The sequence below is a fragment of the Pedobacter terrae genome (assembly GCF_036946585.1).
In the GTDB taxonomy this organism is placed as follows: Bacteria; Bacteroidota; Bacteroidia; order Sphingobacteriales; family Sphingobacteriaceae; genus Pedobacter; species Pedobacter terrae_C.
Genome location: NZ_JAQIIV010000010.1, coordinates 1 through 13,177, shown reverse-complemented (window position 1 = coordinate 13,177; position 13,177 = coordinate 1). Strand labels below are relative to the sequence as shown.

The following is a 13,177-nucleotide window of genomic DNA, read 5'->3' as shown; positions in this document are numbered from 1 at the left end:
ATTCCAAAACTATAAAGTGACAGGCATAAATACACTGCAATATTTATTTTTTAGTAGCTATATTTGGACAATTGATGCTCCCAGTAGACGCCTTCTAAAGAAAATATAAGTTTTGGTATTTTAATTAGTGAAATGGGATGTTATGGAAGTTAGAATTGGAAAAATTATCTCAATAGATAAAACAACAGGGACTGGAATTATTGAGGATTCTAATTTTCAGGATATTGGTTTTTCTTTGGATTCATCAGAAACTGCTCTACTGCCTGGTCAATGTGTTACATTTGTTATTAAGTTTTGTGCATCTGGACTGGAAGCTTCGCAGGTAAAACTTGCCAGGGTTTAGTTTTTGAAAATTCACTTTTGATCGCTATTAGCAACCACCTTTGTAGAAGGTAATTTTGATTGTTTTCTGAGCAAGGTCATATGTATTTTCCAAGTCATTCATAAATTACTCTCAAAGCTATGCAGATAATCTTGAAGAATAAAGGCACTGTTTATACTGCTAAAAAGAAATCAACTAAGATCATCGCAGGGCAACGCAATAGTTATGACTTTATAAAATAGAGTGATTTTGTTATTGGGCCAATTACATCTTATAAATATTTTAGGCAGAAAGCGGGAACGTATATTGTAAAAGCAATAAAACAGGTGCGCTTGGTACTGCGCAAACTATCAGAGTAATCTGTGTTTTTCCCTTGCTCCTTAGCTTTACCATGGGCCCTGTGCCGAACTTCAGGTAGAGAAGTAATTTTAAAAAGTATCATTTTTCTTTTTGCGTTACTTGCTTTGGATCCTGTGGGGCAGCATTGCTCATCTACAATGTGAAAACCAATATTGAAAACATTTTTAATTTGATTTATTAAACTAATTGGATGATATGTAGTTAATTTGCCGGCAAGTTTTAATGGATTGAATAGCATAAATAAAAACAAATCAATTATTTACAGATCAGATTAGGTACAGCTGGCTCCAGGCATATGCATAAGAATCGTTTACCGAGAATTAATTTTACAATAGTCAAACTCGAATTAACGCATATCGTACTAATTGTTATAGTCCTGCTTCATATCACTGTTAAAAGTTGTATATGTCTGCTAACTGTCTTTAAAGACAACTTATTTGCTAAAATTTTTGAATAACTTATTGAAAATCTACTGCTTTAAATTAAACATTATCTCCTGATTTTGAAGCTATTTTAAAAACCTATAAAATATTGTCTTTTCAAAAGGGAAACTTAATGCACAAGTTCTGGAATCTGAAAACTAAAGGTTGCACCTTTTCCCAATTGGCTTTCGACGTCTATTACACCCTGATGCTGTTCAACAATTTGTTTGGACAAGTAAAGTCCGATCCCGAAGCCTGAGGTGGTTTTGCTTTTGCTATTTTCCACACGGTGATAGCTTTCAAAGATTTTATCCTGTTCAGCAAGCGAGATGCCAATTCCCTCGTCCTTTACTTGAACAATAATCTTATTTTCAACATTTCCGGCACAGACGCTGATAGTGCTACCACGGGGTGAAAATTTTACGGCATTGTTGATCAGATTAATAATCACCTGGCAGATTTTGTCACGATCGGCAGTAAGCAAAACATGTTCGGGACTCTGAAATTTAAGTTGATGGGAATGCAGATAAACACCGAATTCCTCAGCAATATCACACAGTAACTGATTTAAGCTAAAAGTACTTTTATTCAAGGTAATTTCACCTGATTCTAATAGTGACAAGCTTAAAAAACTATTGATCATCGAAGTCATCCTGGCAAGTTGCTGATCGGCTTTTTGAAGGGCGTGGTACTCTTTTTTCCTGCCACCATCCAAGCTCATTTTAATTAAGATGTCAATGTAAGCTTTTAGTGAGGTAACCGGAGTTTTGAGTTCATGGCTGACCATACCGATGAAATCATTCTTTCGCTGTTCGGACTCCTTGCGTTCGGTGATGTCAATAGTTGAACTCACATAACCTGTGAAAGATCCATCTATATTAAATCTTGGGAAGCCGCTGGCGAGCAGCCATCGATAGCCACCATTTCCATTGGGCATACGGAATTCCCAAATCCATTGTTTATGGTTGTTTAATGCATCAAAATAGATCTCTGACACCCGCTGTTTATCTTCTGGATGAATAAGCTCCATCCACCCAAACTCGAGGAGGTTGTGTTGAGGTCCCCCCAGGGCTTTCTCCCATGCTTTATTAAAATACACCGCTTTTCCTTCGCCGTCACTTAAAGCAATCATCACATCTGTACCTTCTGCCATCGTACGGAAGCGTTCTTCGCTTTGGTGCAGGTTATGGTTAGCTAGATTAATCTGCTCATTTTTTTCGCTTAAATCCGTATTAAGCTGCTCCACTCTTTGAATGCTTTTGTTCAAATCAGCGTTACGCACTTCCAAATTGTCGTGAGCGATCTGAAGTGAATTATTAGAAAGGGTCAGCGCATCATGCAGAAAGCGTTCTTTATCAGATTTTTCCTGCATTACCTTAGCATTAGCTAACGATTCGCTAACATTGGTCGCAGTGTTAATAATGGCGATTACTTGACCTGCAGCATTTTTCACCGGCCGGTATTCAAAGTCAAAATACTGCTCAATAAGCGCTCCATTGTTGTCTATCATCGCTGGAGTCGCTTTGGCGAGAAAAATCTCCCCACTGTCCCATACCTTTTGCAGGGTGGGAATGAAATTGGTGAATTCCGGTGCAGCATCGCTCAACAGCTGACCTGTAATTGAGTTATCTTTCTTCCAAAGTTTCATCATCGAATCGCTGATGAAACCTATTTGAAGTTCCCGGCTGACGTAAATGGCCGTAGGCTCTTTTGACTGGCTAAGTATATATAGATAGTCCTGTGGTGCTAAGGGATTTTCATTTGTATTCATTTGGTATACTGTTCTGCTTTCACCAAGCAGCTGTTATTATGGTAACGGTTCAATGCTTATCAAAAATTTTAACAGACTTACTATAAATATGTTTTGCCTTTTTCAACAATAAATTAAAATCAGGAATACATTAAGTGATGGTGGCCTAAATTTTAAATCTTTTGATGTAACATATTAATTAATGCCATGTATATGTTCAAGTCGGTTAAAACTCAAGAGAAATGTACTGCCTTTTCCCGGTTCGCTGTCTATCAAGATCTCACCATTGTGTTTGTCCATGATACGCTTCGCAATAGCGAGGCCTACCCCGGTACCTTCAATACCATGGGTTTCTTTTGCTCGGGTGAACAGCTCAAAGACTTTTCCTATATCTTCCTTTGCAATACCAATCCCGTTATCTGTAATGGAATATACTACCTTATTTTCAAACATCTTTCCATTGATGGATACAAAAGGATAAGCTGAATGGCCCGAGTATTTCACTGCATTGCCCACCACGTTTGAAAATACTTGAAAAATCATTAACTGGTCGCCAAAAAGGTCCGGTGTATCCTGAATGTCAATCACGAGGTTATCTGCACCGCTGGAAACCATTAAATCATGACGGATTTCATCCAGCATTTTCTGCATGTTGATGGCTTTGCCCTGAATTTTAGACTGTCCGACTTTTGAATACTGAAGAACCTCTTCAATCATGATCTGCATTTTGGCCGCGCCATTTTCTATCTTTTTGCCTATAGTGATAACCTTTTCAGCATCCATTAGATTTGCACGCTGGATAAGCTGAGCGAAGGCTTTGATGGTAGCTAGGGGATTTTTTAGGTCATGAGAAATGGTATAGCTGAAGGTGTCAAGTTCAGCATAAGCTAAACGGAGCTGTTCATGGATGACACGCAGCTCAGTAGCTTTGCGGTTGATGGCATAATTTACTTCGTCCCTCAAAGCAAGGACTGCCGTAATTTCATGTTGTTTCCATACCTCACTTTTCCCTGATACCTCCTGTGTCCATTCCTTGAAAGAGTTTCTCGGAGAGATATGAGTGAAGCCTTTTTCATCCCGGGTAATCTGCTTTGCCGGATCGCCTGCCCAGGTAACTTTTTTAATCGCTTCAGGGCGAAACCATAACATGTATTCACGCAGGTCTTTGCCCAGGCGGCAGGCTAGTAAACCGCTAAAGTTATGCTGCATCTCTTTGGCTCTTGAGAACTCATTAGGTAGTTCATTAGTAGCATAGTAGCCTTCGGAAGTGGTTTTTTGATGCAACCAATCCATTAAGCGTTCCATAAATTCGTCATCAGGAATATTTCCTCGGCTATGAAATTCCCCATTGTAATAAAGAACGGTTCCCGTTGCAGGGACAACTTCAACAAGACTCGTATCTTCATTGAAGAGTGCTTGTTCCACTGCTATATTTCTGAGTAGATAGCGTGTTATGGTTTCAATCGCGGTCCGGTGCTGGTTGCCAGCATACTGCTCTTCTTCCTGTTCACGGAAACTGATGGCAGATGATAAGACTTGTCCAACGAGTTTGGCACTTTCACGCTGTCCATAGTTGATAAATCTTGGTGTATAATTATGGCAGGCGATCAGTCCCCATAATTGATCGTGATTCATTATTGATATGCTGAAACTTGAAGCAACACCCATGTTTTTTAAGTATTGTATATGCATTGGTGATACAGCCCTCAAGGTACTATATGTTAAATCCAGCGGTATAGCTTTTCCATCTCGGCTTTTAGTCAAGAGCGCAGATGGCTCGTCCCAAACATCGGCAATGAGCCTGACTATATTGATTCTATAAAGCTCCCTTGCTTGTTTAGGGATGTCAGAGGCAGGATAGTGTAGCCCCATCCAACTTTCTAAGTTATCATTTTTTGTTTCCGCTACCACCTCACCGTGCCCATCGATATGAAACTTATAAATCATCACCCTATCATAGCCGATAATCTGCTGGACTTGCTGTGCCGCATTGCCGAGCAGTCGGCTGAGTTTTTTATCCGATAACATTTCCGAAAGGGATTTACCGATATGCCCATGCAGGCTTTGCTGTAAATCTGAACCAGCAGGCTCAAAATCGAAGATGTAGTGGCTATTATAATAATTGAGTATGATATTATAGGCTTTTCCATTGATCATGCCATTAAACTGGACAGAACCATTTGAAGTGGATTGCGTGCGGAAAAATTTGAGCATGCTGTATAGGCCACCATCTTGTTTTTCATCAAGAACATCAGTGTCTGACATAGATTTGCCAAGATATCCGCTGAGGTTATAACCGGTGATAGTGGAGAAGTTTTCACTATAGTAACTTAAGTAAAGCTGCTCATTAAACGCTAGCAAAAAGCCGTGACCTTGTATGGCTCCCGGGATGTGGATAGGTTCATCATCACAGGTTGTTAAATCTACTTTGCTCATATCTTAAACAATGAATTTGGTGCAGTATTATATCTGCGATGCAAGGTACGCTTAAATTAATATATGTATGCTAGGTACTCTAATTTCGATTAGGCTTTTGAAATTAAGTTTATTACGAAGTTCAGTAACAGCTAGATATAATCATCATCAATCAACAAAACGTTCTCAATGAATGGAAATAGTAAGATATCAAAGGTATTAGATTAATTAAATGCCCAAGGATGGATCATTATTATTCCAAAAAAGAGTATCTTAGTTTCAGGTATTTCCCTGTTGATAAACGGGAAATTGATATAAGTAGCTCGGTATCTGTAACTTTTGTAAAGCCTTTCCCATCACCATACTGTAAGATACACCTGAGTGGGAAAACATTGGGTCAATTGAAGCCCAAAGAGGTCTATATTGATGATGATTACCCTGACGTACGTATTTTCCTGTCAAAGATTTACTTCGCACTTACCGAATTATAACCTCGAGGATATGTGATAAACAACGCAAATATGCAAAATGCCCGTGGAACAGTAAACCTGAGAAATGAATTGATAAACTAACTTTCAAAGACCAAGGGGTTCGATATTACAGCTGATAACCTGCTTGTAGCTTATGGTTCCCAGATTGTATTTGCCTGGCGTCCCAATTACATTTTATTAAGGGGTCTAATGTCATCGTCGGATACTCAAATTATCTACGTGTAAACCAGGCTTTAGAGAATGCAGGTGCTAATGTGATTAGCGTCCCGGTAGATCAGCACGGCCTTGACACCAATCCAGTGAAAAAACATGAAGGAAAAAGAAGATTGATGCAATTTATATTATCCCCAACCATCATTTTCCGACTGCTGCCACGCTAAGCCTGGATAGAAGGGCGAACTATCCATCAGGTATTCTTTTATGATCATTGAAGATGAATATGACTTCTATCATACCTTGGTACCACTTTCTCCGATTTCAGCATACCCTGACGATGATAATATTATATACCTTGGGTCTTTCTTAAAAATACTTGAACCCTCTATTAGGATCGGCTTTTTGGTGGTATCAAAGGACTTTATTGACAGCTATACACCCCCTTAGAGAACTGGTAGACATTAGCTGGGACGAATATATGCAGGGCTCTGGCGGACCTTATAAATCACGGAGAGTTTGAAAGACATCTTAATAGGGCAAGGAAAATGCTACCGGCTTAGGCGGGATTATCTATATGATTTATTGGTCAGTAAGCTGTCCGGATATGTGGAATTCAATCTGCCTGGCTGAAGCCTTGCCTTTTTGGCTCCGGCTTAAGCCCAGCTATCCCATAGCAGACCTGCAACAAGGTGCGCGAACACATATTAACTGGATTCAGGCAGAGCAAAATGCCTTCAGGTTTGGATTTGGCTCAATGGATGAAAAGTAAATTATTAGTGCAGTGAATGTTTTGAAGCTGGAACTCGACAAAATAAAAAAAGGATAATCCAACAGTCACGATTTGGTGAAAGGTTTTCAATATACCTATTACCTGATTGATTCCAATTTAGATTTTTCTTTGTTTTGTGGGACAGTTTATAATCTATAATAGTCCTCTTATACATTAATATCTTCCATTAATTTGTCATTTCATTCTAAGTTGACGATTGAAGATAGCGTCCCTTATGTGCACTCACATTAATGATTGGAATTTTTACAAAAAACTTTGATATTAACATTAAAAGTAATTTCATGGATCATTCCAGTACCAGGTTTTTGTTATTCAATTTGGATTTAGTCACTAACTAATTCATATCACACATCTGGCTGGGTACATAGGATGTTCCGTAAGATAGGTGTAAGGCTTTATTTCTTTTTATTTAGGGTTTCTGATATCATGGAGGCAATAAGGGTAGGATTTTCCAGCGGCATCAGATGACCAATAGTATCAATAGTTAAAATTTCTACATCGAGAGGTAAATTGGGTATAGTTTGTTCTCGGGTCATCGCCCAATTGATTGCAGGATCATCTTTTGAAACAATAAGAGCTATAGGAACATTTAATTGCCTGGTATTTTCAGCGATAGATTCACGTGTACCTTCATCAATCCACCATTTCCTGGCGCCCGCGGCTACTTCCAAAGGGGTATTAATGGCTACATCGGACCGTTCATCCGTTAATCTGATCACCGTATCCGCCTCAACTTTAGACTTTGACTGTTCTATATCCGGAATTTCCCGCATTTTTGCCTGTTCGCTTTCCGGAATATCTTCAAAACTGGGTGGCGATGGTGCAACCAGGATCAAACCCCGTAACTGCTCATTTTTGTAATCATCCACAGCACACTGCAAAGCAATCTTACCACCCATCGAATGGCCTATCAAGATATAGTGGGTTACTCCTTTAGCGATTAACTCCTGCCGAACAAAATCTGCGTAACTATTAAGCGAAGATTTAGCAAGCATCGCAGTGTTTCCAAAACCTGGCAAATCAATCGCAATACACGAATAATAGCTATCTAGTTCTGAAATAACAAACTGCCAGCTCTTAGCCGAGCCGCCAAAATAGTGTAGGAACACCAGAACAGGTCGCTGCCCTGTATTCCCATTCACCGTATTTTCCGAACCGTTCATTTTAGAACGCATTTTCTACAGCTCCCCCGTCAATTCGGTAATTGCTGCCGTTTACAAAACTCGATAGCCCTGATGATAAGAATGCGATGACATTAGCTACTTCTACCGGTTTTCCTCGTCTTCCAACAGCCAGATTCGGACGTTTATTCTTCAAAAACCATTTTATTGCCTCTTCTTTATCGGTAGCTCTCTCTTTGGCAAGATCCTCCATCATGGCATCGGTCATAGGGGTTTCTATAAATGCCGGTGAGACACAGTTGAACAGAAGCCCTTCCCTGGAATATGATCTTGACAGGCATTTGGACAGATTGATGATCCCTGCCTTGCAGGCATTGTAAGGGGATTCATCTTCATAAGGCTGGTACGCGTTTTCAGATGAAACCAATATAACCCGACCCCAGTTATTTTCTTGTAAATGAGGAATAAATGCTCTACATAATCTTACGGCCCCCAACAAATCAACGTCAATGGTTTCCTGCCAATCTGTATCTGTTAAAGTTAAAAAGTCTCCTGCGGCGCCACGCGCACCGGCGCAGTTTATCAAAATATGTGCCGGACCATACTTTTCTTTAACCTGTTTGGCGAGTTTCAATACACTTTCGTTATCAGTGAGGTCTACCGTACAACAGGTAACTTCTGCATCAGGCACAACCGATAATATCTTTTCAGATGCTTTTTTAAGGCGCTCTCCTTCGAGGTCTGATAATACCGTTTTCACGCCGGCCTTTGCCAAGATAATAGCGGTTTCTAATCCGATGCCCGAATCTGCGCCTGTAATAACGGCTATTTTGCTTTTAATGTTTAAATCCATATATATTATTATTGTTTTATAGGTTTGATGATACTAGTATTTCCTTCTAATGCTTGTTTATAACCGTTAACTGCACAGATGAAAGAGGAATGAACAAATGTTTGCGGAAAATTACCAAGTAATTGACCCGTTGTCAGATCAGCCTCCTCAGAAAAATAGCCTAGGTCGTTGCTGTAAACAAGCACTTTATCCAGGATTTTTTTACACTGCTGAAGATCGCCTGCGATAGCGTAATAATGAGCCATCCAGCAACTTCCGGCCAGAAAGGCACCTTCTTTGTCCGAGTCAAACTCAAGCAGGTGTCTCCTGTAAAGATGCTCATCACAATAATTCCTTTCAAGTTCCTTGATAGTAGCCAACATGTTTTTATCTTCCACGTGATAAACTCCAAAAGGAACATATAATGCAGCAGCAAGATCTACATCTTCCGAGCCTGCATAAACGGCAAATGCACCTGTAGCGGTCAAACAGTGTTTAGATATAAATTCACGGATCATTGCTGCATTTTTCAGCCATCTGTTAGCTATATCCCGATCTGTCTGATAAGGTGCAATCAGTTCGAGCCCCCGTGCGGCAAATGCTTTGCTAGATGTATAATGCTGCAACTGTTCTTCTTCCCAGATCCCATTATCTTTTCGTTCCCAGTTTTTACAGATATAGTCAGCAATTTTCTCCACCGTGTCCCAATAAATCACTTTACCGGATTTCTGGTAAATGATGCTACAAGCAATTAGGATATTGCCTTCAGCATCCAACTGGAACTGATCTGCGGCCGAATTACCAATCTGTACAGGCTGGCTTTGCAAATATCCCTTTAGTGGAATTTCTCTTATCTCGGGCGAAACATTTGTTTGATTAACAGCATAAAAGCAGGATATGTGGTCTTCCCCGTTTTTTTCCATAGCACCTGATACAAAAGCGATGAATTTCTCTTCCAGTTCCCCATTGGTAATGATTTGTGTCAGTGACGAAGTGATTAGTGCTGCGTCTCTCATCCAAACATACCGGTAATCATAATTACGTTCACCGCCGATTACTTCGGGTAGGGAAGTGGTGGCAGCTGCTATAATCCCTCCGGTAGGCTCATAAACCATCTGTTGCAATGCTCTGAGAGAGTAGCGCACCTGGTTTTCATAAGGACCATGATAATCCACGAGCATTTCCAGATTCTTCCATTTTTGGAGCGTTGTCTGCAGCAATTTTTGCAGATCACCTTCGCTAACTTTATTTGCCTTTCCTAAGTAGGCCCAGCCAGTTTCTCCCGCAGTAATTTCAAAACGGATGATATCTTTGTCTACGCACACCGGATGCGAAGTGTGTAGGTAAAGCCCGGATTTATCCAATCTGATACATGTGGGAGATATAATCGTGTAATCTTCTGCTGCGAGCCCATAATCTGGCCTGATCGTAATCTTGTTTTCGATAACTGATGGCGCATTGGTAAAAAGTTTACAAATGCCCTTAAAATCTTCATCCAAAGGCATGAAGTCGGTCATGGTCAGTCCCTTTCCTCCGATAGAAAAATACGAATGGAGTACGCTGCTTCTGCCATCAAATTGGCGAGTTAGAAATTTTTTATTTTTTGCACAGACCGACCAATAACCGCCCTGTTCATTATCGAGAAGTTTAGAGAATATGGCCTCAGTATCGAAACGCTCAGGGCAATACCAGTTTATGGTTCCCGCTTTATCTAATAGAGCGCAGCTTCTGCGATCACTGATGATGGCCAAATCTCTTATCATGCTTTGTTCCATCATACGTATCTTAAGGTTTGTCCTGATAATAGGAATGATAATATTGGGTTTTTGTGTATATCTTGAAAAATAATGCTGATAAATTTGCTCTTCACTTTGCTCATGATGTTTAAATGTGAAGAATAACAGCAGAACCACAGCTTTGTTCTGAAGCGTCCGGTATTATCCAAACCTTTTATCTCTAAACTTCACCAAACACGAATTATTTTTTGTGAAAATGGATTTTCTCCAAACATTTTGATATTTGTTGTAGTGATCTAGATACCGTCGTTTGCAAACATCTTCTCATTACAGGTTTATTTTCAGGCGCGGCATCGCGACTTCAATAAGGCACCAATGCTGTTCAAAAAACCAAAAATGAGAAACGCCTTGATTCTAAGGGGATAAAATTTATTTTTTATTGACATCCATCGTTAAAACTAAACTAAACAAACTATATCTTCAGACATTATATACAGCAAATTGTTTTTAACAACATGGCTTTAAAGACTAAATTCTCACGCATTATTCGTGTTCGAGCTTAAGTGAGTGTTAAGAACAGGTTTCCGTGAACTTGTATAAGAGCGATATAGCCAGCTAAATCTTTAAAACGTTCAGCGTTTTTCAAACCTTACTTTTTCAAAAGTTTTAGTTACGCTTGATGATAAAAAGTTGTGCATATTCCCCAAGGCGCTTTAAATAGTTTAATTTCGCTTTTATAGAATTTATTAAGCGTTTTCCATATATCTCACTACCGTCTCATAGCAATTGTCTATTGTCATTAGCTAAACACTCTTTAGAATAAACGCGCATCTACTCTCAACACTCCCAAGAGGAACGGTAATCACATCATATCCCAATTCTATATAAGTTTCTTTCATTTTCCTATAAGTAAGTATTGCTTCATTCCAGCTCTGCTTTCGTTCCATATCGGTTTCATAAATTTCTGCACTTGGTGGAAGGATAATAACCTTCCTATTGTACATCGTAGCTTTCATCGTTTCATAATACTTTTCAGTTACAGGTATATTTTCCATTTTCATGTAACACAAAGTATCCGGCAAGCCCCGATCAAAAAAAGCAATGCTATCAGAATTCATATCAAGAATTTGATGATAAGCTTTTAATGATTTTTTGAACATCAATTGGGCATATCGCTGTTTATTTCTCCATGGAACACCATCGCCGTTGTGTGAAAGATGCGCTCGTTCTTGCTCAAAACCTGAACAGCAGTAACTTTGAAAGTATCGCGGCTGCTATACGTGATTATGAGCAGCAAATGTTTGGCTATGCAGGTGAAGCACAGGAAGAAACCGATAGAAATGAAGTAGCGATGCACCAGCCCGATTTTTCCTTTAAAAAGCGTTTCGCTACCTAAGATGGAGAGTTTTAGCGCAATATATTTTTTTGATAAACTGCAAATTTATGCGAGAACTAAGTCAGGAGAAAGAATCCACAGATATAGTTGCCGAAGCATCAAAAAAATGACTGCAAAAAATGTAATATTAAGTAAGGTTGGGGATTATCCCAAAAGTGGCTACCTTTTTTTCCTCAGAATGGCCACATATTACACTCTAAAATGGTTCATCATCACTTGGTGGTGGATTTCCATATTTAAGTCTTATAGGGTAATTTCCAATCTGGAAAAACCTCCGTTAGATTCATATTTATCTGATGTAATAATGGGACGTTGTGCCTGAATTTATTTTCTCTCGATCCATTTGTTTCACAAAATCATCGTAACTATACTCTTCTTGTTGATGCTCGGGTTTATTTTTTTCATCCAGATATTGACCATAAAAGCCACTGAAATCACCGCCATCGTAAAACCACCATCGCAAAAAGGATTTACCGGAATCGTTGAATATGGTAAATGCAGCAGTTTTTGTCTTCTGACCAAATATGTAGGCAGGTTCGTCTACTTTTAGAGTATAATATTTATTATCTCTCCTCCATATCTTTTGTGTTACCGTTGCTTCTTCGTTTCCGTTGTAGAAGTAGTGATAGTCAGTCTTTCCGAGCTTATCTGTTATTATATTCAAAAGTGCGTTCGTGTTTTCTTCGTCTTCCGTCAATAAAGTAACTGCAACGATGTTTCTATCCTCCTTGGAAACATACAGAATAATCGAATTTTTGGCAATGACTTTGCCTGCTAATGGAGTATTTGCAAAATATAATAAGTTGCTATTAAAAGATTTATATACTTCTAGCTGGTGGGATTGGTCTTTAGAATAAGTTAGAATTTCAGAATCCCTGGAAATAGAATCTAACGGGATTGGTAAATTGACCAATGACCAGTCAATTTTTTTATTACCGCATGAAGTGAATAAAGTAACAATCAGAACATGCATTAATATATTTTTCATGTTATTCAAATTAAAATTTACTATTTCTAATTTTCTCATAATTACCTCAATTTAAAACAAAAAGTTATATATCTCAAAGAAGAGATATATATAATTATATAATTACTATTTTTATTTATCAAATCTGTAAATGAAATTTCAGTTATATAATTCCATATTATGAACGGCCGGCTAAGGATACTTCTTTCTCCACTTTTTATATTCTTTCTGCTATTATTAGTGGTCAATGACTTTTTTTTGAAGGCATTATTTCACAACGAAATCACAGGGAAACTTTCCGATATTAGTGGTCTTTTTATTTTTCCGATCTTCTGGTCAGCGATCTTTCCAAAACAAAAATTTTGGATCTTTCTTTTTACAGGGTTTTCATTCGCAATTTGGAAATCTGAGTACGTATC

Annotated in this window: 11 protein-coding genes; 4 read left to right on the top strand and 7 right to left on the bottom strand. The window is 38.8% G+C overall.

The annotated features are described in order from the left end of the window. Nucleotides 1-142: 142 nt before the first annotated feature. Complete coding sequence (locus PGN18_RS14055; protein ID WP_335320166.1) at nucleotides 143-343, top strand: hypothetical protein; 201 nt, start codon at nucleotides 143-145, stop codon at nucleotides 341-343. Nucleotides 344-1,234: 891 nt separating this feature from the next. Here PGN18_RS14055 and PGN18_RS14050 read toward each other — a convergent pair. Both PGN18_RS14050 and PGN18_RS14045 read right to left on the bottom strand, forming a co-directional pair. Then, nucleotides 1,235-2,875 (bottom strand): ATP-binding protein, encoded by a 1,641-nt coding sequence (locus PGN18_RS14050; RefSeq protein ID WP_335320165.1) that lies wholly within the window; start codon nucleotides 2,873-2,875, stop codon nucleotides 1,235-1,237. Nucleotides 2,876-3,049: 174 nt separating this feature from the next. Next, a complete protein-coding gene (locus PGN18_RS14045) occupies nucleotides 3,050-5,290 on the bottom strand; it encodes an ATP-binding protein (protein ID WP_335320164.1) in 2,241 nt (746 codons plus the stop codon). Between the two features lie 221 nt (nucleotides 5,291-5,511). On the opposite strand from PGN18_RS14045, the gene PGN18_RS14040 reads away from it, so the two are divergent. Together PGN18_RS14040 and PGN18_RS14035 are read left to right on the top strand one after the other, a co-directional pair. Then, the gene (locus tag PGN18_RS14040; RefSeq protein WP_335320163.1) at nucleotides 5,512-5,760 is read left to right on the top strand and encodes a hypothetical protein; all 249 of its coding nucleotides are present in this window, start codon (nucleotides 5,512-5,514) and stop codon (nucleotides 5,758-5,760) included. 760 nt (nucleotides 5,761-6,520) lie between these two features. Continuing rightward, a complete protein-coding gene (locus PGN18_RS14035; RefSeq protein WP_335320161.1) occupies nucleotides 6,521-6,685 on the top strand; it encodes a hypothetical protein in 165 nt (54 codons plus the stop codon). Between the two features lie 416 nt (nucleotides 6,686-7,101). Here the strand turns inward: PGN18_RS14035 and PGN18_RS14030 are convergent, their stop codons facing one another. The 4 genes from PGN18_RS14030 to PGN18_RS14015 form a co-directional block, all read right to left on the bottom strand. Then, nucleotides 7,102-7,869 (bottom strand): alpha/beta fold hydrolase, encoded by a 768-nt coding sequence (locus PGN18_RS14030; RefSeq protein ID WP_335320160.1) that lies wholly within the window; start codon nucleotides 7,867-7,869, stop codon nucleotides 7,102-7,104. 1 nt (nucleotide 7,870) lies between these two features. Further along, nucleotides 7,871-8,680: an SDR family NAD(P)-dependent oxidoreductase gene (locus PGN18_RS14025; protein ID WP_335320158.1), complete on the bottom strand. Its 810-nt coding sequence runs from the start codon at nucleotides 8,678-8,680 to the stop codon at nucleotides 7,871-7,873. An 8-nt stretch (nucleotides 8,681-8,688) separates the two neighbouring features. Beyond that, nucleotides 8,689-10,422, bottom strand: a complete 1,734-nt coding sequence (locus PGN18_RS14020; RefSeq protein WP_335320157.1) for a glycoside hydrolase family 15 protein — start codon at nucleotides 10,420-10,422, stop codon at nucleotides 8,689-8,691. A gap of 776 nt (nucleotides 10,423-11,198) precedes the next feature. Continuing rightward, nucleotides 11,199-11,555: an AAA family ATPase gene (locus PGN18_RS14015; protein WP_335320155.1), complete on the bottom strand. Its 357-nt coding sequence runs from the start codon at nucleotides 11,553-11,555 to the stop codon at nucleotides 11,199-11,201. 29 nt (nucleotides 11,556-11,584) lie between these two features. On the opposite strand from PGN18_RS14015, the gene PGN18_RS14010 reads away from it, so the two are divergent. Continuing rightward, nucleotides 11,585-11,791, top strand: a complete 207-nt coding sequence (locus tag PGN18_RS14010) for a hypothetical protein (protein ID WP_335320153.1) — start codon at nucleotides 11,585-11,587, stop codon at nucleotides 11,789-11,791. 289 nt (nucleotides 11,792-12,080) lie between these two features. On the opposite strand, the gene PGN18_RS14005 is transcribed toward PGN18_RS14010, so the two are convergent. After that, nucleotides 12,081-12,818 (bottom strand): hypothetical protein, encoded by a 738-nt coding sequence (locus PGN18_RS14005; RefSeq protein ID WP_335320152.1) that lies wholly within the window; start codon nucleotides 12,816-12,818, stop codon nucleotides 12,081-12,083. Between the last annotated feature and the right edge of the window lie 359 nt (nucleotides 12,819-13,177).